General features: G+C 69.2%; 16 protein-coding genes. 2 read left to right on the forward strand and 14 right to left on the reverse strand.

Annotation, left to right across the window (positions count from 1 at the left end):
- Positions 1 to 16: 16 nt before the first annotated feature.
- Positions 17 to 1516 carry a glycerol kinase GlpK gene (gene glpK, locus ACQ5SO_RS00145; protein WP_430939531.1) on the reverse strand — a complete coding sequence of 500 codons (1500 nt, stop codon included), beginning with the start codon at positions 1514 to 1516 and terminating at the stop codon, positions 17 to 19.
- A 161-nt stretch (positions 1517 to 1677) separates the two neighbouring features.
- Between glpK and ACQ5SO_RS00150 the strand changes: the two genes are divergently transcribed.
- Entirely contained in the window at positions 1678 to 3018 is a 1341-nt protein-coding gene (locus ACQ5SO_RS00150) for a hypothetical protein (protein WP_430939532.1), read from the forward strand.
- Between the two features lie 116 nt (positions 3019 to 3134).
- Here the strand turns inward: ACQ5SO_RS00150 and ACQ5SO_RS00155 are convergent, their stop codons facing one another.
- The 7 genes from ACQ5SO_RS00155 to glpD form a co-directional block, all read right to left on the reverse strand.
- Positions 3135 to 4847 (reverse strand): ABC transporter substrate-binding protein, encoded by a 1713-nt coding sequence (locus tag ACQ5SO_RS00155; RefSeq protein ID WP_430939533.1) that lies wholly within the window; start codon positions 4845 to 4847, stop codon positions 3135 to 3137.
- Positions 4848 to 5028: 181 nt separating this feature from the next.
- Entirely contained in the window at positions 5029 to 5301 is a 273-nt protein-coding gene (locus ACQ5SO_RS00160; RefSeq protein ID WP_430939534.1) for a DUF2160 domain-containing protein, read from the reverse strand.
- 24 nt (positions 5302 to 5325) lie between these two features.
- Positions 5326 to 6174, reverse strand: a complete 849-nt coding sequence (locus tag ACQ5SO_RS00165; protein ID WP_430939535.1) for a carbohydrate ABC transporter permease — start codon at positions 6172 to 6174, stop codon at positions 5326 to 5328.
- Complete coding sequence (locus tag ACQ5SO_RS00170; protein ID WP_430939536.1) at positions 6171 to 7046, reverse strand: carbohydrate ABC transporter permease; 876 nt, start codon at positions 7044 to 7046, stop codon at positions 6171 to 6173. Before ACQ5SO_RS00170 ends, ACQ5SO_RS00165 begins: the two co-directional genes overlap by 4 nt.
- On the reverse strand, positions 7046 to 8122 hold the full coding sequence (locus ACQ5SO_RS00175) for an ABC transporter ATP-binding protein (protein WP_430939537.1): 1077 nt from the start codon (positions 8120 to 8122) through the stop codon (positions 7046 to 7048). Before ACQ5SO_RS00175 ends, ACQ5SO_RS00170 begins: the two co-directional genes overlap by 1 nt.
- 11 nt (positions 8123 to 8133) lie before the next feature.
- On the reverse strand, positions 8134 to 9222 hold the full coding sequence (locus tag ACQ5SO_RS00180) for an ABC transporter ATP-binding protein (protein WP_430939538.1): 1089 nt from the start codon (positions 9220 to 9222) through the stop codon (positions 8134 to 8136).
- 46 nt (positions 9223 to 9268) lie between these two features.
- Entirely contained in the window at positions 9269 to 10882 is a 1614-nt protein-coding gene (gene glpD, locus ACQ5SO_RS00185) for a glycerol-3-phosphate dehydrogenase (RefSeq protein WP_430939539.1), read from the reverse strand.
- A gap of 233 nt (positions 10883 to 11115) precedes the next feature.
- On the opposite strand from glpD, the gene ACQ5SO_RS00190 reads away from it, so the two are divergent.
- Positions 11116 to 11874, forward strand: coding sequence for a DeoR/GlpR family DNA-binding transcription regulator (locus tag ACQ5SO_RS00190; RefSeq protein ID WP_430939540.1), 759 nt, complete (start codon positions 11116 to 11118; stop codon positions 11872 to 11874).
- A gap of 19 nt (positions 11875 to 11893) precedes the next feature.
- On the opposite strand, the gene ACQ5SO_RS00195 is transcribed toward ACQ5SO_RS00190, so the two are convergent.
- The 6 genes from ACQ5SO_RS00195 to ACQ5SO_RS00220 all read right to left on the reverse strand — a co-directional run bounded on the left by ACQ5SO_RS00195 (position 11894) and on the right by ACQ5SO_RS00220 (position 19587).
- On the reverse strand, positions 11894 to 12376 hold the full coding sequence (locus ACQ5SO_RS00195; protein WP_430939541.1) for a cytochrome b: 483 nt from the start codon (positions 12374 to 12376) through the stop codon (positions 11894 to 11896).
- 149 nt (positions 12377 to 12525) lie between these two features.
- Positions 12526 to 13767 carry an NAD(P)/FAD-dependent oxidoreductase gene (locus tag ACQ5SO_RS00200; protein ID WP_430939542.1) on the reverse strand — a complete coding sequence of 414 codons (1242 nt, stop codon included), beginning with the start codon at positions 13765 to 13767 and terminating at the stop codon, positions 12526 to 12528.
- A gap of 224 nt (positions 13768 to 13991) precedes the next feature.
- On the reverse strand, positions 13992 to 15347 hold the full coding sequence (locus ACQ5SO_RS00205; RefSeq protein WP_430939543.1) for an aspartate aminotransferase family protein: 1356 nt from the start codon (positions 15345 to 15347) through the stop codon (positions 13992 to 13994).
- 4 nt (positions 15348 to 15351) lie between these two features.
- The gene (locus tag ACQ5SO_RS00210; RefSeq protein ID WP_430939544.1) at positions 15352 to 15780 is read right to left on the reverse strand and encodes a universal stress protein; all 429 of its coding nucleotides are present in this window, start codon (positions 15778 to 15780) and stop codon (positions 15352 to 15354) included.
- A 14-nt stretch (positions 15781 to 15794) separates the two neighbouring features.
- The gene (locus ACQ5SO_RS00215; protein WP_430939545.1) at positions 15795 to 18431 is read right to left on the reverse strand and encodes a TRAP transporter permease; all 2637 of its coding nucleotides are present in this window, start codon (positions 18429 to 18431) and stop codon (positions 15795 to 15797) included.
- A gap of 187 nt (positions 18432 to 18618) precedes the next feature.
- Complete coding sequence (locus tag ACQ5SO_RS00220) at positions 18619 to 19587, reverse strand: TAXI family TRAP transporter solute-binding subunit (RefSeq protein ID WP_430939546.1); 969 nt, start codon at positions 19585 to 19587, stop codon at positions 18619 to 18621.
- Positions 19588 to 19613 lie beyond the last annotated feature (26 nt).

Genomic DNA, 19613 nt, shown 5'->3' on the forward strand with positions numbered 1-19613 from the left:
GGTCATGAAAGGCTCCTCAGGCCGAGATCGCGGCGGCGACGGCGCGTTTCCAGTCGGCATAGCGGCGGGTGCGCTCGGCCTCGTCCATGCGCGGCTCGAACCGGCGCTCCAGCGCCCAGCCCTTCGCGAACCCGTCCTGGTCCGGGTACACGCCCGCCTGCATCCCCGCAAGCCAGGCGGCCCCCAGCGCCGTCGTCTCGACCACCTCGGGCCGGTCCACCTGGGCGCCGAGCGCGTCCGAGAGGAACTGCATGGTCCAGTCCGACACCGCCATGCCGCCATCGACCCGCAGCACCGGCGCCGCGCCGCGCGCCTGCCAGTCGGCGCGCATCGCCTCCATCAGGTCCCGCGTCTGCCAGCCGACGCTTTCGAGGGCCGCGCGGGCGAACTCCGCCGGGCCGGAATTGCGCGTCAGCCCGAACACCGCGCCCCGGCACTCGGCGTTCCAGTAGGGCGCCCCGAGGCCGGTGAAGGCGGGCACCAGGATCAGCTCCTGCGCGGTGTCCGCCGCCTCGGCCAGCGGCTGGGTTTCCGAGGCTTCGCGGATGATCTTCAGCCCGTCGCGCAGCCACTGCACCACCGCCCCGGCGATGAAGATCGACCCCTCCAGCGCATAGGTCGGCTTGCCGTCCAGCTGATAGGCGATGGTGGTCAGCAGCCGGTTCTTCGACTCCACCGGCTCATCCCCCGTGTTCAGCAGCGCGAAGCACCCGGTGCCATAGGTCGATTTCATCATCCCCGGCTGGAAGCAGGCCTGGCCGACCGTGGCCGCCTGCTGGTCCCCGGCGACGCCGAGAATGGGGATCTCTCCGCCGAACAGCTCGGCCCGCGCATGGCCGAATTCGGCGGCGCAGTCCTTCACCTCGGGCAGCATCTCCATCGGCACGTTGAGCAGCTGGCAGATGGTCCGCGACCAGCGCCCCTTGCGGATGTCATAGAGCATGGTGCGCGCGGCATTGGTCGCGTCGGTCACATGCGCCGCCCCGCCGGTGAGGTTCCAGATCAGCCACGTGTCGACGGTGCCGAACAGCAGCTCGCCCGCCTTCGCGCGGCTCCGGTCCGGGTCCACCTTGTCGAGGATCCACCCGAGCTTGGTGGCCGAGAAATAGGGGTCGAGCAGCAGCCCCGTGCGCTCGGTCACCATCGGCTCGTGCCCCGCCTCGCGCAGCGCGGCGCAGGTCTTCGCCGTGCGCCGGTCCTGCCAGACGATGGCGTTGTGGACGGGTTTGCCGGTCGCCTTCTCCCAGACCAGCGTCGTCTCGCGCTGGTTGGTGATGCCGATGGCGGCGATCTCTCCGGGCCTGGCCCCGGCGCGCTCCAGCGCCTGCCGCCCGGCCCCCGCGACGGTGGCCCAGAGGTCGGCGGGGTCATGCTCGACCCAGCCCGAGGCGGGGTAATGCTGTGCGAACTCCTCCTGCGCGCTGGCGACGGCGCGCATCTGCGCGTCGAAGAGGATCGCGCGGCTCGAGGTGGTGCCCTGGTCGATGGCGAGGACGTAGCTCGTTTCTGGGGTCATGCGCGGCGTCTCCCTGTCTGCCTGCCGGGGCGGGTCTTCGGCCGCTTCCGGTTGCATCGCGTCGCCGGTTTTCGGGCGACGTCATGATAACTTAACACTGCTGCGCGCCTGCGCGCGCTAAGGCGGGCCCCGAACGCATTTCGGACCAGGGGATCCCCGCCATGAACATCAAGACCGTTCTTCTCTCCGGCGCCGCGCTGGGCGCCGTCTTCGCCGCCGCCCCGGCCTCGGCCGCCTGCGTCGCGTCGGGCGCCGACATCGCCTGCACCGGCGGGACCGAGACCAATTCCGTGGTCCCGACCGCGGGCGGCACGGTGACCGTGACCAACAGCGCCGTCATCACCGGCGCGGGCGACGCGATCCTGGGCGACGGGGTCGAGGATGTGGACGTCACCGTCTCCTCCGGCTCGATCGTGCGCGGCGCGACCCGCGGCATCGACGGGGCGAGCGACTGGACCGTCACCAACAGCGGGACCATCGAGGGGCTCGGCTCGGACGCCATCCGCGGCGAGGCGCGGATGACGGTGACCAACGGCGTCGGCGCCACGATCTGGGCCGATGACGACGCGATCCAGTTCGACGGCGGCGTGGTCGACAACGCGGGCGACATCATCGCGCTCGACAAGGGGATCACCACCGACGGGACCGTCGAGGTCTACGTGCGCGACGGCGCCCGCATCCTCTCGGGCAACGAGGCCATCGAGGCGGGCGACAACTCCGTCGTGCGCGTCGAGGGCTCGGGCTATGTCGAGGCCGTCGAGGACGCGATCCAGCTCGGCCGCTTCGCCGACGTGGTGGTGGATGCGGGCGCGCAGGTCGTCTCGACCGATATCGGCGACGGCATGGACCTCGACAGCGGCTCGGTCGTGAACCGCGGGCTGGTCTCGGCGGTGATCGAGGACGGCATCGATTTCGACGCCGATGGCGGCGAGGGCGCGACGATCCGCAACGAGGGCGTCATCCAGGGCTTCACCGGCGTGAACGTGGAGCGCGGGCTGGCGGGCGATCCGGCCAACACCTCGGCGCAGGTCATCGCCAACCTGGGGCTCATCTCCGGGACCTCGGGCATCGCCATCGATCTCGGGGAAGGTGATGACGGGCTGATCCTCGAAGGCGCCGCGGCGCGGATGGAAGGGGACAGCTTCTTCCGCGAGGGCGACGACCGGCTGGTGCTGATGGACGACCTCGCGGCCCCCTTCGCGGACGGCACGCTGTTCGACGGCGGCGCGGGGACGGCGGACACGGTGGCGTTCGACGGCGCCTGGACGCTGGCGGACCTGACCGAGTTCACCACCACGGCGCGCGGCCTGACCACGCTGACGGTGCTGACCGGCACGGCCGATTTCACCATCGCCCTGGCGGGCTGGGAGATCGTCGAGGTCGGCGGCGCGGCCTATGCCTTCGACGAGATCTTCCCCGCCGACGTGCCGCTGCCCGCGGGCGCGCTGCTGCTGCCCATGGGCCTGCTGGCGCTGGCCGGGCTGCGCCGCAAACGCGGCTGAGGCGCCTCTGTCGTCGGGTCTGGGCATCGCGCTGCGGACCTGGGGGCGGAACATGGGGAAATGAAAAAGCCGGGGCCCCGCGCGCGGGGCCCCGGCCGTATCTCAAGCCGGGCGGATCACTGCCAGGACTTGATCAGCTCGTCATAGGAGACGGTCATCGGCGCTTCGTCCGCGTCGATCTTCGCCTTGGGCGAGCCGGGCTGGGACAGCCAGTGCTCGGGGTCCATCTCCTCGTTCAGCTTCGGGCCGATGTCGCCCTGGACGCCGGCGCGCTCAAGCCGCTGCATCACGCGCTCCTGCGCTTCGCAGAGGGCGTCGAGGGCCTCCTGCGCCGACTTGGCGCCCGACATCGCGTCGCCGATGTTCTGCCACCACAGCTGCGCCAGCTTGGGGTAGTCCGGGACGTTGGTGCCGGTCGGCGACCAGGCCACGCGGGCGGGGGAGCGGTAGAACTCCACCAGGCCGCCGAGGTTCTTGGCCCGCTCGGAGAAGTGGTCCGAGTTGATGGTCGACTCGCGGATGAAGGTCAGGCCCACGTCGGCCTTCTTCAGGTCCACGGTCTTCGAGGTGACGAACTGCGCATACAGCCAGGCGGCCTGCGCGCGGTCGACCGGGGTCGACTTCATCAGCGTCCAGGAGCCCACGTCCTGGTAGCCGATCTTGGTGCCTTCTTCCCAGTACTTGCCGTGCGGGGACGGGGCCATGCGCCACTTCGGGGTGCCGTCCTCGTTCATCACCGGCAGGTCCGGCTTCACGGTGTCGGCGGTGAAGGCGGTGTACCAGAACATCTGCTGGGCGACATTGCCCTGGGCCGGGATCGGGCCGGCCTCGGAGAAGGTCATGCCGGCGGCGGCGGGCGGCGAGTATTTCTGCAGCCACTCGATGGCCTTCTCGACCGCGTAGACGGCGGCCGGGCCGTTGGTCGCGCCGCCGCGGGCGACGCAGGAACCGACGGGGCGGGAGTTTTCATCCACGCGGATGCCCCACTCGTCGACCGGCAGGCCGTTCGGCTCGCCCTTCGACCCGACGCCGGCCATCGACAGCCACGCATCGGTGTAGCGCCAGCCGAGCGACGGGTCCTTCTTGCCGTAGTCCATGTTGCCATAGACCTCGCCCTCGACGCCCATGTGGCTCAGGTCGCGGCCGGTGAAGAACTCGGCGATGTCCTCATAGGCGGACCAGTTCACCGGCACGCCCAGGTCATAGCCGTACTTGGCCTTGAAGTCGGCCTTGTTCTTGTCGTCGTTGAACCAGTCGTACCGGAACCAGTAAAGGTTCGCGAACTGCTGGTCGGGCAGCTGGTAGAGCTTGCCGTCCGGCGCGGTGGTGAACTGCGCGCCGATGAAGTCCGGCAGGTCGAGGGTGGGCGAGGTGACGGCGGCGCCTTCGCCGGCCATCCAGTCGGTCAGGTTGCGCACCTGCTGGTAGCGCCAGTGGGTGCCGATCAGGTCCGAGTCGTTGACGAAGGCGTCGTAGATGTTCTCCCCGGACTGCATCTGGGTCTGCAGCTTCTCGACCACGTCGCCCTCGCCGATCAGGTCATGGGTGACCTTGATGCCGGTGATGGCGGAGAAGGCGGGCGCGAGGACCTTGGATTCGTATTCGTGGGTGGTGATCGTCTCGGACACCACCTTGATCTCCATGCCCGCATAGGGCTTGGCGGCGTCGATGTACCACTGCATCTCCGCTTCCTGGTCCGCGCGGGACAGGACGGAGACGTCGCCGATCTCGGCGTCGAGGAACGCCTTGGCGGCGTCCATGTCGGCGAAGGCCGGCGCGGCGACGAGCGCGAGCGCCATCGCGGTGGTGGATCTCAGGGCGAAGCTCATGGTGTACCTCCCGTTATGAGCCTTGGTCTTGGGGCGGCCCGCCGGTCTTGTCTGCGCCGGGGGCCGTCGGCCGGGGCCGCGCGGGGCGGTCCGGGCCGGGTCGAAGGGTGGGCGCCGCGGCCCCGGTGGGGGCGGGGCGGCGGCGCCGGGGGGCGATGCGATCAGCGCGCCCGCCGGGCGTTCAGACCCAGCGGAACACGGCCGCGGCCCAGGCCGCGCAGACGATCAGCGCGCCCCATTGCGGGCCTGCCTCGAAGCCGAGCCAGGCGATGTTGATGAAGGCCGAGCCGAGCAGGGTGATGAACAGCCGGTCCCCCCGCGTCGTCTCGATCTGAAGGATGCCCATGCGGGGCGTCTCGGGGAACTTGATCGCCAGCAGGGTGAAGATCACCAAGAGCGTCGCGATGACCCCGAAGAAGGCCGCCGTCGGCCAGGTCCATGCCATCCATTCCATTGGAATTCCTCCCTCTTTCCCGGATCAGACGCGGCCCAGGGCGAAGCCCTTGGCGATGTAGTTGCGCACGAACCAGATCACGAGCGCGCCCGGCACGATGGTCAGCACCCCCGCCGCGGCCAGCACGCCCCAGTCCATGCCGGAGGCGGAGACGGTGCGGGTCATGGTGGCGGCGATGGGCTTGGCGTCCACGGACGTCAGCGTGCGCGACAGCAGGAGTTCCACCCACGAGAACATGAAGCAGAAGAACGCCGCCACGCCGATGCCGGAGGAGATCAGCGGCATGAAGATCCGCACGAAGAAGCGCCCGAAGCTGTAGCCGTCGATATAGGCGGTCTCGTCGATTTCCTTCGGGACGCCGCGCATGAAGCCCTCGAGGATCCAGACCGCCAGCGGCACGTTGAACAGGCAGTGCGCCAGCGCCACGGCGATATGGGTGTCGAACAGCCCGACCGAGGAATAGAGCTGGAAGAAGGGCAGCGCGAACACCGCCGGCGGCGCCATCCGGTTGGTCAGCAGCCAGAAGAACAGGTGCTTGTCCCCGAGGAAGGTGTAGCGCGAGAAGGCGTAGGCCGCGGGCAGCGCCACGGCGATCGAGATCACCGTGTTCATCGCCACGTAGATCATCGAGTTGACGTAACCCATGTACCAGCTCGGATCCGTCAGGATCGTCGCGTAATTGGCCAGCGTCGGCTCCATGGGCACCAGGCTGAACCCGCCCAGGATCTCGGCGTTGGTCTTCAGGCTCATGTTCAGCAGCCAGTAGATCGGCAGCAGCAGGAACACGAGGTAGAGGGTCATCACGACCGCGGAGGTCTTGATGCGCGGGCCGGCTTTCGCCTTCGCCATGGGCGCGTCTGCGACGGCGGTCATTTGCCCTGCTCCTTTTTCTCGAGGTTCGTCATCACGGTGTAGAACACCCAGCTCACCAGCAGGATCACGAGGAAATACATCAGCGAGAACGCCGCCGCGGGGCCGAGGTCGAACTGTCCCAGCGCCATCTTCACCAGGTCGATGGACAGGAAGGTGGTGGCGTTGCCGGGCCCGCCGCCGGTGACGACGAACGGCTCGGTGTAGATCATGAAGCTGTCCATGAAGCGCAGCAGGATGGCGATCATCAGCACGCCCTGCATCTTCGGAAGCTCGATGTAACGGAACACCTTCCAGCGCGAGGCCTGGTCGATCTTGGCGGCCTGGTAATAGGCGTCGGGGATGGATTTCAGCCCCGCGAAAGCCAGCAGCGCCACCAGCGACGTCCAGTGCCAGACATCCATCACGATGACGGTGATCCAGGCGGCGTAGAAGTCCTGGGTGTAGTTGTACTCCACCCCGATGGCGTCGAGCGCATAGCCCAGGAGGCCGATATCGACCCGCCCGAAGATCTGCCAGATCGTGCCGACCACGTTCCACGGGATCAGCAGCGGCAGCGCCATCAGCACGAGGCAGACCGAGGACCAGACGCCCTTCTTCGGCATCGACAGCGCCACGATGATCCCTAGCGGAATCTCGATGGCGAGGATGATGGCCGAGAACGCCGCCTGGCGCCCCAGCGCGTTCCACATCCGCTCGCTGTCCAGCAGCTCCGAGAACCACTCCAGCCCCGCCCAGAAGAACTTGTTGTTCCCGAACGTGTCCTGGACCGAGTAGTTCACCACCGTCATCAGCGGGATGACGGCGGAGAACGCGACCAGCACCAGCACCGGGGCGACGAGCCACCAGGCCTTTTGATTGACCGTCTTTTCCATCACGCGGCCTCCCCTTCGACGAGCCAGTCGTCGCGATAGACGTTGACGCGCGCGGGATCGAAGGCGACGCGGGTCATGTCCGGCCCGATGCTCTCGCCCTCGGGCGCGATGATGTTGATGTCGGTCCCGAAGAACTTCGCGCGCACGATGCGGTGGCGGCCCACATCCTCGACGCGGGTGATCTTCACCGGCAGGCCCTCGCCCGCCGTCAGGCGCGCAAACTCCGGCCGCACGCCGATCTCCAGCTTGCCGTCCATCGGGGCGTAGCCGCGCCCGAGCGGCACGCTCGCGCCGTCGACATAGGCCGCGTTCCCCTCGACCTTCGCCGAGATGACGTTCATGCCCGGCGAGCCGATGAAATAGCCGACGAAGGTGTGGGCGGGGGTCTCGAACAGCTCCTGCGGGGTGCCGATCTGGACCACGCGGCCGTCATACATGACCACGACCTTGTCGGCGAAGGTCAGCGCCTCGGTCTGGTCATGGGTCACGTAGATCATCGTGTGCCCGAACTGGTGGTGCAGGGACTTGAGCTGGGTCCGAAGCTCCCACTTCATGTGCGGGTCGATGACGGTCAGCGGCTCGTCGAACAGCAGCGCGTTGACGTCCTCGCGCACCATGCCGCGGCCGAGGCTGATCTTCTGCTTGGCGTCGGCGGTGAGCCCGCGCGCCTTGCGGCCGAGTTCCGCCTCCATGCCGATCATCCGGCCGATTTCCTGCACCCGGGACGCGATATAGGCCGCGTCATGGCCGCGGTTCTTCAGCGGGAAGGCCAGGTTCTCGCGCACCGTCATGGTGTCGTAGACCACGGGGAACTGGAACACCTGGGCGATGTTCCGCTCGGCCGTCGGGGCGTGGGTCACGTCCCGGTCGCCGAACAGGATCCGCCCCTGCGACGGGTGCAGCAGCCCCGAGATGATGTTCAGCAGCGTGGATTTCCCGCAGCCCGAGGAGCCGAGCAGCGCATAGGCCTCGCCATCCCCCCAGACGTGGTTGAGTTCCTTCAGCGCGTAGTCGTCCTCGCCCCCCGGGTTCGGCAGGTAGGAATGCGCGAGATTGTCGAGCGTGATCTTCGCCATCTGATCCCCCCTCAGGCCGCGAGAGCGTAGGCGGCGGGGGCGACCAGGCGGCCGTCCTCGCCGAAGACGTAGACATGGGACGGGTCGAGGAACACCTCGAGCGGAGCGCCGATCGAGAGGTCCCGCACGCCGTGGATCAGCCCCACCCAGCGCTCGCCGTGATGGGAGAGGTGGATGAAGGTCTCGGAGCCGGTGATCTCGAACACCGAAAGGTCCGCGGTGAAGCTCATCGCCTCGGCCGAATGGCGCTCGATCTCGAGGTGGTTGGGCCGGAAGCCGGCGGTGTAGCGCCCGTCGGGCAGGGAGGAGAGGGCCCCCGTCGCCTCGACCGACTGGCCGTCGCCGAACATCAGCCGACCCCCGGTCTTGGAGACCGAGAGGAAGTTCATCGGCGGGTCCGAGAACACCCGCGCCGTGGTGGCGTCGACCGGGCGGCGATAGACCGAGGGCGTGGCCCCGAACTGGGTGATCCGCCCTTCCCAGAGGGTCGCGACATTGCCGCCGAGCAGCAGCGCTTCCTCGGGTTCGGTGGTGGCGTAGACGAAGATGGACCCCGAGGCTTCGAAGATCTTCGGGATCTCGATCCGCAGCTCTTCGCGCAGCTTGTAGTCGAGATTGGCGAGCGGTTCGTCCAGCAGCACCAGCCCGGCGTTCTTCACCAGCGCGCGCGCCAGGGCGCAGCGCTGCTGCTGGCCGCCCGAAAGCTCCAGCGGTTTGCGGCCCAGCATCGGCGTCAGCTTCATCATCTCGGCGCTCTCGCGCACCGCGCGGTCGATCTCGGCCTTGTCCTTGCCCAGCAGGCGCATGGGCGAGGCGATGTTGTCGTAGACGGTCATCGACGGGTAGTTGATGAACTGCTGATAGACCATGGCGACGCCGCGGTCCTGGACGCGCATGCCGGTCACGTCCTCGCCGTTCCAATGGATGCGGCCCGCGGTCGGGACGTCCAGCCCCGCCATCAGGCGCATCAGCGAGGTCTTGCCCGACAGGGTCGGCCCGAGCAGCACGTTCATGGTGCCTTTCTCGAGCGTCAGGTCGGTGGGGTGGATGTGGGGCTTGCCGGCCACCACCTTCTCCACCCGCTCCAGCGTCAGGGTCATCGCGTCCTTCCTCCCATGCGTCCGGCCCTCCCGGGGCCGGGGCGCGTCATTCCGCGGCGGTCGCGGCGCGGCGGCGCCGGTCGGCCATCCAGTCGTCAAGGCGGGCGGCCTGCTCGGCCGTCAGCCGCAGCCCGAGTTTCGAGCGCCGCCAGAGCACGTCCTCGGCGGTGCGCGCCCATTCGCGGTCCATCAGCCATTCGACCTCGGATTGCGTCAAGGTCGCGCCGAAATCCTCGCCCAGGTCGGCGGGGGCGGCGGCGCCGCGCAGGATGTCGGCGGCCTCGGTCCCGTAAGCGCGCACGAGGCGGGTCGCCCACTTGGCATCCAGGAACGGGTGATCGCGGCGCAGCCCCTCGGCCAGCGCGGGCGCGCCGTCCACGGGGAAATCGCCGCCGGGCAGCGAGACGCCGGCGGTCCAGTCCCCGGGCAGGGGGCGGCCCATGGCGGCGAACTCGGCGCCGATCTTCTCCAGCGCGCTTTCGGCGAGGCGCCGGTAGGTGGTGATCTTGCCGCCGAAGACGTTGAGCGCGGGGGCGCCGCCGGACTTGTCCACGGTCAGCACGTAGTCGCGGGTCGCCGCGGTGGCCGACTTGGCGCCGTCGTCATAGAGCGGGCGGACGCCGGAATAGGTCCAGACCACGTCCTCGCGCGTCACGGGGGCCTTGAAGTACTCCGAGGCGAAGCGCAGCAGGTAGTCGAGTTCCTCGTCCGTGCAGACGGGTTTCTCGTCCGGGTCCGCGTGCTCGGCGTCGGTGGTGCCGAGCAGGGTGAAATCGTCCTGGTAGGGGATGGCGAAGATGATCCGCCCGTCGGTCCCCTGGAAGAAATAGCAGCGGTCATGGTCGAAGAGCTTCTTCGTGACCACGTGGGAGCCGCGCACGAGGCGCACGTTGTCGGGCGTGTTGGCGCGCATCACGCCGTGGATCAGCTCGGCCACCCAGGGGCCCGCGGCGTTGACCAGCATCCGGGCGCGGCGGGTGGTGCGGGCGCCGGTCTCGGCATCCTCGAGCTCGACCCGCCACAGGTCCCCCTCGCGCTCCGCCGCGATGACCTTGGAACGGGTGAGGATCTCGGCCCCGCGCGCCTCGGCGTCGCGGGCGTTGAGGACCACGAGGCGGCTGTCCTCGACCCAGCAGTCGGAATACTCGTAGGCGCGCTCGAACTTGTCCTTGATCGGGGCGCCCGCGGGATCGGTCTTCAGGTCCAGCGTGCGGGTGGAGGGCAGGATCTTCCGCCCCCCCAGCCCGTCATACATGAAGAGGCCGAGCCGGATCAGCCAGGCCGGGCGGCGCCCCTTCATCCACGGCATGATCCCGGAGAGGAGGCGCGAGGTCGGCGTGTCGCTCTCGAACCGCATGTCGCGGTGATAGGGCAGCACGAAGCGCATCGGCCAGGAGATGTGGGGCATGGCGCGCAGCAGCGTCTCGCGCTCCACCAGCGCCTCGCGGACCAGGCGGAATTCGAAATACTCAAGGTAGCGCAGCCCGCCATGGAACAGCTTGGTCGAGGCCGAGGAGGTCGCCCAGGCGAGGTCCTTCATCTCGGCCAGCGTCACCGACAGGCCGCGGCCCACGGCATCGCGCGCGATGCCGCAACCGTTCACGCCGCCGCCGATCACGAGCAGATCGACGATGTCCGTGGCGTCCGTGTCGCGCGTCATGCTGTCCTCCCGTTTGGTGGGTATACGAAGCATGTCGCGGCGCATTCAGTCAATGTTTATGTTCGTATTTTTTCGTTTGGCATGATTATGAGCAGTTTCAGCGGGTTATGGTGATTGCTGCAGTGCCGCATGAACATGTTGCGGCGCCCTCGCGCTTGCGCGGGGCGGGAATCGCGGCCTAAACGAAAGGAAACGAAAACGGACCGGCTGCGTTCGCCGGCAGGGAGGGCGACATGTCTTTTCGCCACCAGGAGATCCTGGACATCGCGCGCCGCGAGGGGAAGGTGACGGTCGAGGACCTGGCCGAGCGCTTCGACGTGACCGCGCAGACCATCCGCCGCGACCTCGGGGAGCTGGCCGAGGCCGGGCGGCTGGAGCGGGTGCATGGCGGCGCCATCCTGCGCTCGACCATCGCCAATATCGGCTACGAGGACCGGCGCGACCTCAACGGTCTCGCCAAGGGCGCCATCGCCGCGGCCTGCGCGCGGGCGATCCCGGAGAACGCGTCGCTGTTCCTCAATATCGGGACGAGCACCGAGGCGGTGGCGCGGGCGCTGCTGACCCATCCGGGGCTGCTGGTGGTGACCAACAACATGAACGTCGCCAACATCCTGGTGGAGAACCCCAAATGCGAGATCATCCTCACGGGCGGCTCGCTGCGCCGCTCGGACGGGGGGCTGGTGGGGGCGCTGACCATGCGCACGATCGAGCAGTTCAAGGTCGATTTCGCCGTCATCGGCTGCTCGGCGCTGGACGAGGACGGGGATCTGCTGGATTTCGACACGCAGGAGGTGGGGGTCAGCCAGACCATCATCGCGCAGGCGCGGCGGACCTTCCTGGTGGCGGATCACACCAAGTTCGAACGTTCGGCCCCCGTGCGCATCGCGTCGCTGCGCGAGGTGGAGCGGTTCTACACCGACCGCCCCGTGTCGCCGCGGCTGGCCGAACTGTGCCGCGGCTGGTCCACGGCGGTGGAGGTGGCGGGGGACTGAGGCGCCCCCCGCCCGGGTTTCAGCGCAGGCTCATGCGTTTCAGCAGGCCGGTCTTCCACACGAACTGGTGCACCAGCACCGCGCCGACATGGGCGGCGAGCACGGCGAGGAGCAGGTTGGCGCCGATCTCGTGGATCTCTCCGGCGAAGCCGACGCCGCCGAACCAGGCCAGCAGCCCGCCCAGCGGCAGGCCGATCATCAGCGCGTAGAGCGCGATGTGGCCCCAATGGGCGGCCTTCCTGAACAGCTCGGGTTCTTCCGCCGGGGGCAGGGGCGCCCCATGGGTGCGGCGCAGGACCAGCCGCCAGAGGGCGAACAGCAGCACCAGCGACCCGGCGGCGATATGGCCGATCACCACGGGGGAGTATTCGGCCATGCCGGTCTGCATCAGCGTGCGGAAGCCGCGGCCGATTTCTTCGAGCAGGGTGAATTGCAGCAGGATCAGGACTGCGGCGGCCCAGTGCAGGAGCTTCTGGGGCTTGGAATACGTCGCGGCGGTCATCGGGGTACGCCTTTCAAGCGCGTCTGACATGCGCGCGCCGACCCATGCGGCGCGGGGGCGCCGGGGGCGTTTCCACCCCTCGGGGCCTCTTTCCAGATAAGCCTTCCGCGGGGGCGCGCCAAGACGGGCGGGCGAAGGGTCGCGGGGGGTCAGAAGCGGTCGACGCGGAAGGGGCTCATGTCCACGTCCGGCGTCTCTCCGCGGATCAGCTGGCCCATGAGGATGGCCGAGGTCGCCGCCTCGGTCAGGCCGAGATGCCCGTGGCCGGTGGCGTAGAAAAGGCCCTTCGTCTTCGCCGAGGCGGACAGCACCGGGATCGTGTCCGGGGTGCAGGGGCGGCGGCCCATCCATTCCGAGGCGTCGCCGGTCTCGCCTTCCTCCAGCCCGCGGACGATCTTGCGCGCCTGCGCGAGGGTCGCCTTGGGGCGGCGCCAGTCCGGGGGGGCGTCGAAATCTCCGAGCTCGACCGTGCCGCCGACCCGGATGCCGCCCGCGGTGGGGGTGACCATGAAGCCCCGCGCGGGCCAGATCAGCGCGTGCGAGAGGGGGCTGGCATGGGTCCGGAGCTGGGTGTGGTAGCCGCGTTCCGAGGCGAGGGGGAAGCCCTCGTCCACGCCCTTGGCCAGCGCGGCGCTGCGGGCGCCCGCGGCGATGACCACGGCCTCGGCGGGAAGCGTGCGGCCGTCCGAGAGGCGCACGCCGGCCGCGGCCTCGCCGCGCTCCACCGCGGCGGCCTCGGCCTGCTCGATCCGGCCGCCAAGCGCCTGGAATCGCTCGGCCATCAGGGTCACGTAGCGTTCGGGGTCGGCGAAGGATTTCGTCTGTTCCATCAGCAGCGCATGGGGGATCGCCTCGGTCAGCGCCGGTTCCCGGTCGCGCAGGGCGGCGCCGGAGAGCATCTCGAACGGCAGGTCGTGCTGTTCCATCAGCGCGAGGCGGCCGCGGTCGGCCTTCCGCTCGGCGTCCGAGCCGTAGATCGACAGGGTGCCGTTCGCGGACAGCATGTCCGGCGCCCCGAGGAAATCGAGCAGGGCCACCGTGTCGGCATAGGCGCGGGTGCAGAGCGCGGCGCCGCCTTCCGTCGACCGGCGCAGCGCCGCGGGCCGCCCGGCGAGGGCGAAGCGGATCAGCCAGGGGGCCAGCGCCGGAAGGTCGGCGGGCCGGATGCGGAACGGGCCCAGCGGGTCCAGCAGCCAGCCGGGGACCTTCGCCCAGGTGCCGGGGGTCGAGGCGGGCTCGAACCCCGCCGTGGCCAGCGAGGCGCAATTGCCGAAGGAGCAGCCCGAGCCGGGCGCGTTCGGGTCCAGCAGCACCGCCTGCCGCCCGCTGCGCTGAAGCTCGAGCGCGAGGGCCGTGCCGATCACGCCCGCGCCGATGATGATGACGGTCATTGCGGTCTCTTCCTGCCTGGCCCTCGCGTGTTCCCTTGGTGATGCGCCCGCATGGCGCGGCGGTCAAGCCGGGCGCATGCGGCGGCGGGCGGGCGCTCGGCCCGAGGGGGCTCGACGCCCCCGAGGCCGACCCGCCCCCCGCAGGGCGCCCCCGAAAACCAGATCGGCCCGCCCCCCGGAATGGGAGGGCGGGCCGCGCCGGGTCATCCCCACAATGCCCGACTTCAGGCGGCAAGGGCGCGCGTGACCGCGCGCGACAGCTTGCCGACCAACTCGTCCACCTGGTCCTCGGTGATGATGAACGGAGGCGCCAGCAGGACGTGATCGCCATGCTTGCCGTCCACCGTCCCGCCCGCGGGGTAGCAGATCAAGCCTTCATCCATCGCCGCCGCCTTCACTTTTGCGTTCAGCTTGCGGTTCGGATCGAAGGGCCGCTTCGCCGCCCGGTCCTCGACAAGCTCGATGGCGCGGAACAACCCGCGGCCGCGGATGTCGCCGATATGCGGGTGCTGGCCGAACTCGGCCCGCAGGCGCGCGTCCAGCACCTCGCCCATCGCGCGCACGCGGGGCATCAGGTCCCGCTCCACCATCGCCGTCACCACGGCATGGGCGGCGGCGGCGGCGAGCGGGTGGCCGTGATAGGTGTGCCCGTGCTGGAAGGACCCCGACCCTGCGCGGATCGTCTCGAAGATCTCGTCCCGGCAGAGCATCGCGCCGATCGAGGCGTAGCCCGCCCCGAGGCCCTTGGCGACGGTGACGATGTCGGGGATCACCCCGTCCTGCTCGCAGGCGAAGAGGGTGCCGGTCCGGCCCATGCCGCACATCACCTCGTCGAGGATCAGCATCACGCCGTGGCGGTCGCAGATCTCCCGCACCCGCTTGAAGTACCCCGGAACCGAGGGCACGGCGCCCGCGGTCGCGCCCACCACCGGCTCGGCCAGGAAGGCCAGCACGGTGCCCTCGCCGAGGCGCAGGATCTCCGCCTCCAGCTCATCGGCCACGCGCAGGCCATAGGCTTCGGGCGTCTCGCCCTCCTCGCGGAAGTGGTATTCGAAGCATGGCGCGATGTGGTGGGTTTCGACCAGCAGCGGGGCGTATTTCTCCCGCCGCCAGGCGTTGCCGCCCGCGGCCAGCGCGCCGAGCGTGTTGCCGTGATAGCTCTGGCGCCGCGCGATCAGCTTGGCGCGGCCCGGCTCGCCCTTCTCGATGGCGTATTGGCGGGCGAGCTTGATCGCCGCCTCCACCGCCTCGGAGCCGCCGGAGACCTGGTAGACGCGCCCGATCCCCTCGGGGGCCAGCGAGGCCAGCAGGTCCGCCAGCGCCTCGGCCGGTTCCGAAGTGAAGAACCCGGTATGGGCGAATTCGAGCTTGTCGAGCTGCGCGTGCAGCGCCGCCCGGACGCCTTCGTCCGAGTGCCCGAGGCAGGACACCGCGGCCCCGCCGGAGCCGTCGAGATAGGCCTTCCCGGCGGCGTCGAAGATATAGCACCCCTCGCCGCGCACGGCGGTGGGAAGGGGGGATGCGCCGCGCCCGAAGACGTGCCGTGAAGCAGTGGGGGCGGAGGCGGCTTGATTGGTCATTGCGTCACCCTCTGACGACGAAGACGGATTGCCGGGCGTGACGGACCACCCGCGCGGCGTTGGGGCCGAGCAGGTAATCCGACAGTTCGGGCGTGTGGCTGGCGAGGACGATGCAGTCGACGTCCAGCCGGTCGGCCGCGGTGATGATCTCGTCATAAATGCGGCCATGGAGCACGTGGGGATGCGCGCTGACCCCCTCGGGGATGTTGGCGTTCACCCACTCGGTCAGTTTCTCACCCAGCTCGTGAAGAACCTCTTTCTCATAGCCCGGGGCGAAGAAGCCGCCGACGGCCGACAGGCCGAAATCGGGGGCCACGGCCACGATGTGCAGCTCGGCCTCCTCGGGGGCGGCGAGCTCCAGCGCGGCGGGCAGGGCCCGCCGCCAGCTGGAGTCCGAGGACAGGTCGACGGGAAGCAGGATCTTGCGGAACATGTCTGGTCCCTCCCTCAGAACGCGGGCTTGGTCTGGCGGCGACGCTGCAGCATCACCACGCCCCCGAGGAGCAGCGCCGCGGGGATGTAGAACACCTCCGCCGGCATCCGCTTCTGCGGGCTCAGGATCTCGGCGATCTGCACCGGCTCGTCGGCGTAGAAGTCGAAATCGGCCAGGGTCTCGGCGGTCTTGGTGCCGAACATCGGCTCGTCGAGCTTCACGACGTCCCCCTCGGGGACCAGCATCAGCCCCGAGGCCTGCATCCGCTCCTCGATCGTGGCGCCGGAGACGTCGAGCACCAGCGTGGTCTCGGCCGTGCCGCCGGTGTTGAAGTCCGGCCCCTGGATCTTCAGGCGCAGCCGGTCCCCTTCATCCGCCGCTTCCAGCGCCTGTTCGAGCTGGGCGGGCGGGATCGCGGCGAAGCGCGGCTGCACGAGGTCGAGCCACACGTTCGGCACGAACAGGGTGAAGGCCACCAGCAGCAGCGCCGCGCTTTCGTGGATGCGGGATTTCGCCAGGAAATAGCCCTGCGTCGCCGCGGCGAAGAGGAGCATGGCGATGGTCGCCGTCACGAAGACGAAGGCCGCCTGCAGGATCCCCGCCGTGGTCCCGAGATCGACGCCATAGAGGATCAGCGTCGGGTTGAAGATGAAGAGGAACGGCAGGGCCACGGTGCGCAGCGAGTAGAAGAACGCCGTGAAGCCGGTCTTGATCGGGTCGCCCCCGGACACGGCGGCGGCGGCGAAGCTCGCCAGCCCCACCGGCGGGGTCACGTCCGCCATGATGCCGAAGTAGAACACGAACAGGTGCGCGGCGATCAGGGGCACGATCAGCCCCTCCTGCGCGCCGAGCGACACCACCACCGAGGCCATCAGGGACGAGACCACGATGTAGTTCGCCGTGGTCGGCAGCCCCATCCCGAGGATCAGCGAGAACACGCCGACGAGCACCAGCATCAGGATCAGGATGCCGCCCGAAAGCTGCTCCACCAGGCCCGCGAGCTCGGTGCCGATGGGGGTCTTGGTGACGGTGGCGACGATGATGCCCGCCGCCGCGGTGGCGACGCCGATGCCGATCATGTTGCGCGCGCCGGCGATCAGCCCGTCGACGAGGTCGCGGAAGCCGCCCGCGAACTCCTCGGCAAGCTTGCCGCCCTGGCCGCGGAACATCGCCTTGAGCGGGCGCTGGGTGATGATGATGAACAGCATCAGGGAGGTCGCGTAGAAGGCCGACTTCGCCGGGCTCTGGCGTTCGACCATCAGGAACCAGACGAGGACCACGATGGGCAGCACGTAATGCAGGCCGGTGGCGTAGACCTCGCCCACGGTGGGCAGCTTGATCTCCTCGGCGTTCGGGTCGTCCTGCTCGAGGTCCGGGCGCTTCGCGGCGACCGAGACGAGGAAGACGTAGATCGCCAGCAGGGCGGCCATCATGATCGGGCCGGTCATCCCGGGGGCGGCGGATTTCAGCGCGCCGACGCCGTAGATCAGCGCCGTGAAGGCGGCGCCCGCGATGGCGAAGCCGATGAAGAACTTCAGGATCATGCCGCCGAAGCTCTTGGCCTGGCCAAGCGCGGGCATGTCCTTCTTCAGCGCCTCGAGATGCACGATGTAGACGAGCGCGATGTAGGAGATCACCGCCGGGATGAAGGCGTGCTTGATCACCTCGACGTAAGAGATGCCGATGAACTCGACCATCAGGAACGCCGCGGCGCCCATGACGGGGGGCATGATCTGGCCGTTGACCGAGGACGCGACCTCGACCGAGCCGGCCTGTTCCGAGGTGAAGCCCACCCGCTTCATCAGCGGGATGGTGAAGGTGCCGGTGGTGACCACGTTGGCGATGGAGGAGCCGGAGATGAGGCCGGTCATGGCCGAGCCGACCACCGCCGCCTTGGCCGGGCCGCCGCGCAGGTGGCCGAGGCCCGCGAAGGCGAGCTTGATGAAGTAGTTGCCCGCGCCCGCCTTATCGAGCAGCGAGCCGAACAGCACGAAGAGGAACACGAAGGCGGTCGAGACGCCCAGCGGGATGCCGAACACCCCCGCGGTGTCGAGCCACTGCGCGTTGATCAGCCCGGTGAAGGACAGGCCCTCGTGCTCGATCAGTTCCGGGATCAGCCAGCCCTGGCCGAGATAGGCGTAGAGCAGGAACAAGGAGCCGACGATGGTCAGCGCCGGGCCGAGCGCGCGGCGCGAGGCTTCGAGCAGCGCGACGATGCCGATGGCGCCGATGATCACCTGCGCCTCGGTCGGCAGGCCCGAGCGGGCGGTCAGCGCCAGCTGCTCGGAAAAGGCGAAGACGTAGAACGCCGCGCCCCCGCCGATCGCCGCCAGCGCCCAGTCGGCGTAGGGCACGCGGTCGCGCGGGGATTTCTTGAAGGCCGGGTAGGCGAGGAAGGCCAGCAGGATGGCGAAGGTCAGGTGCAGCGGCCGCGTCTGGGAGGAGTTCAGCACCGGCAGGTATTCCGCGAACCACAGCTGCGGCTGCGCGATCCAGAGCTGGAACAGCGACCAGACGAGCGCGAGGCCGGTGATCAGCAGCGCGACGGGGCGGCTTGATGGCTCTCGCGCGCCGCTGTCGGTGCTGGCTACGAGGTCCTGGAGTTCTTCATCGGTGAACTGGCGCCCCTGGGGCGCGCCCTGGTCGGTCATCCGGCAATTCCTTGTGAAAGACGCCCCCCGCACGTCCTTCCGCAAGGCATGGCGGAAGGCGCCGCGCCCCGCGGCCGGGTGCGGCCGCCGCGGGATGCGGAATGCGCCGGGCGGGGCAGGGGGCCGCGCCCGGCGCTTGGCACGCGCCCGCCCCGCGCGATGGCGCGGGGCGGGGACAAGGGCCGGATCACTCGATCAGGCCGGCTTCCTTGAAGTATTTCGCCGCGCCCTCGTGCAGGGGCGCCGACAGGCCGTCATTCGCCATCTGCTTGGGGTCGAGATTGGCGAAGGCCGGGTGCAGCGAGCGGAACTGGTCGATGTTCTCGAACACCGCCTTCACGACCTCGTAGACCACGTTGGAGGGCACGTCCGCCGAGGTGACGAAGGTGGCGCCGACGCCGAAGGTCATCGTGTCCTCGTCATTGCCGCGATACATGCCCGCCGGGATGGTCGCGGTGCGGTAGTAGGGGTTGTCGGCGACCAGCTTGTCGACGGCCGGGCCGGTCACGTTCACCAGCACGGAATCGCAGGCGGTGGTCGCCTCCTGGATCGAGCCGGACGGGTGGCCGACGGTGTAGACCATGGCGTCGATGTTGTTGTCGCACAGCGCCTGGGACTGCTCGGCGGCCTGGAGTTCCGAGGCGACCGCGAAGTCGGCCATCGACCAGCCCATCGCGCCCATCAGCACTTCCATCGTGCCGCGCTGGCCCGAGCCGGGGTTGCCGACATTGACGCGCTTGCCCTTCAGGTCGTCGAAATTCTTGATCCCGGCATCGGCGCGGGCGACCACGGTGAACGGCTCGGGGTGGACCGAGAACACCGCGCGCAGGTTCTCCATCGGGCCCTGCTCCTCGAAGCGCGAGGTGCCGTTATAGGCGTGGTACTGCCAGTCGGACTGGGCGACGCCGAATTCCAGCTCGCCGCCGCGGATGGCGTTGATGTTGAAGACCGAACCGCCGGTGGATTCGACGCCGCAGCGGATCCCGTGATCCTTGCGGCCGCGGTTCACGAGGCGGCAGATGGCGCCGCCGGTGGGGTAGTAGACGCCGGTGACGCCGCCGGTGCCGATCGAGATGAACGTCTGCTGGGCGGAAGCGGCGACCGCGCCGAAGGCGGTGGCGGCGGCGACGCAGGTCCCGAGGACGAAGCGTTTCATGTGACTTTCCCTGTCAATTCCCTGTG

Origin of the sequence: Rhodovulum sp. DZ06 (assembly GCF_050586345.1) — a bacterium.
Classification (GTDB): Bacteria; Pseudomonadota; Alphaproteobacteria; order Rhodobacterales; family Rhodobacteraceae; genus JBOCEF01.

Excerpts from the sequence above, each read along its gene's own strand:
- glpK (WP_430939531.1), bottom strand. The coding sequence starts at position 1,516 with ATGACCCCAGAAACGAGCTACGTCCTCGCCATCGACCAGGGCACCACC.
- ACQ5SO_RS00150 (WP_430939532.1), top strand. The coding sequence starts at position 1,678 with ATGAACATCAAGACCGTTCTTCTCTCCGGCGCCGCGCTGGGCGCCGTC.
- ACQ5SO_RS00155 (WP_430939533.1), bottom strand. The coding sequence starts at position 4,847 with ATGAGCTTCGCCCTGAGATCCACCACCGCGATGGCGCTCGCGCTCGTC.
- ACQ5SO_RS00160 (WP_430939534.1), bottom strand. The coding sequence starts at position 5,301 with ATGGAATGGATGGCATGGACCTGGCCGACGGCGGCCTTCTTCGGGGTC.
- ACQ5SO_RS00165 (WP_430939535.1), bottom strand. The coding sequence starts at position 6,174 with ATGACCGCCGTCGCAGACGCGCCCATGGCGAAGGCGAAAGCCGGCCCG.
- ACQ5SO_RS00170 (WP_430939536.1), bottom strand. The coding sequence starts at position 7,046 with ATGGAAAAGACGGTCAATCAAAAGGCCTGGTGGCTCGTCGCCCCGGTG.
- ACQ5SO_RS00175 (WP_430939537.1), bottom strand. The coding sequence starts at position 8,122 with ATGGCGAAGATCACGCTCGACAATCTCGCGCATTCCTACCTGCCGAAC.
- ACQ5SO_RS00180 (WP_430939538.1), bottom strand. The coding sequence starts at position 9,222 with ATGACCCTGACGCTGGAGCGGGTGGAGAAGGTGGTGGCCGGCAAGCCC.
- glpD (WP_430939539.1), bottom strand. The coding sequence starts at position 10,882 with ATGACGCGCGACACGGACGCCACGGACATCGTCGATCTGCTCGTGATC.
- ACQ5SO_RS00190 (WP_430939540.1), top strand. The coding sequence starts at position 11,116 with ATGTCTTTTCGCCACCAGGAGATCCTGGACATCGCGCGCCGCGAGGGG.
- ACQ5SO_RS00195 (WP_430939541.1), bottom strand. The coding sequence starts at position 12,376 with ATGACCGCCGCGACGTATTCCAAGCCCCAGAAGCTCCTGCACTGGGCC.
- ACQ5SO_RS00200 (WP_430939542.1), bottom strand. The coding sequence starts at position 13,767 with ATGACCGTCATCATCATCGGCGCGGGCGTGATCGGCACGGCCCTCGCG.
- ACQ5SO_RS00205 (WP_430939543.1), bottom strand. The coding sequence starts at position 15,347 with ATGACCAATCAAGCCGCCTCCGCCCCCACTGCTTCACGGCACGTCTTC.
- ACQ5SO_RS00210 (WP_430939544.1), bottom strand. The coding sequence starts at position 15,780 with ATGTTCCGCAAGATCCTGCTTCCCGTCGACCTGTCCTCGGACTCCAGC.
- ACQ5SO_RS00215 (WP_430939545.1), bottom strand. The coding sequence starts at position 18,431 with ATGACCGACCAGGGCGCGCCCCAGGGGCGCCAGTTCACCGATGAAGAA.
- ACQ5SO_RS00220 (WP_430939546.1), bottom strand. The coding sequence starts at position 19,587 with ATGAAACGCTTCGTCCTCGGGACCTGCGTCGCCGCCGCCACCGCCTTC.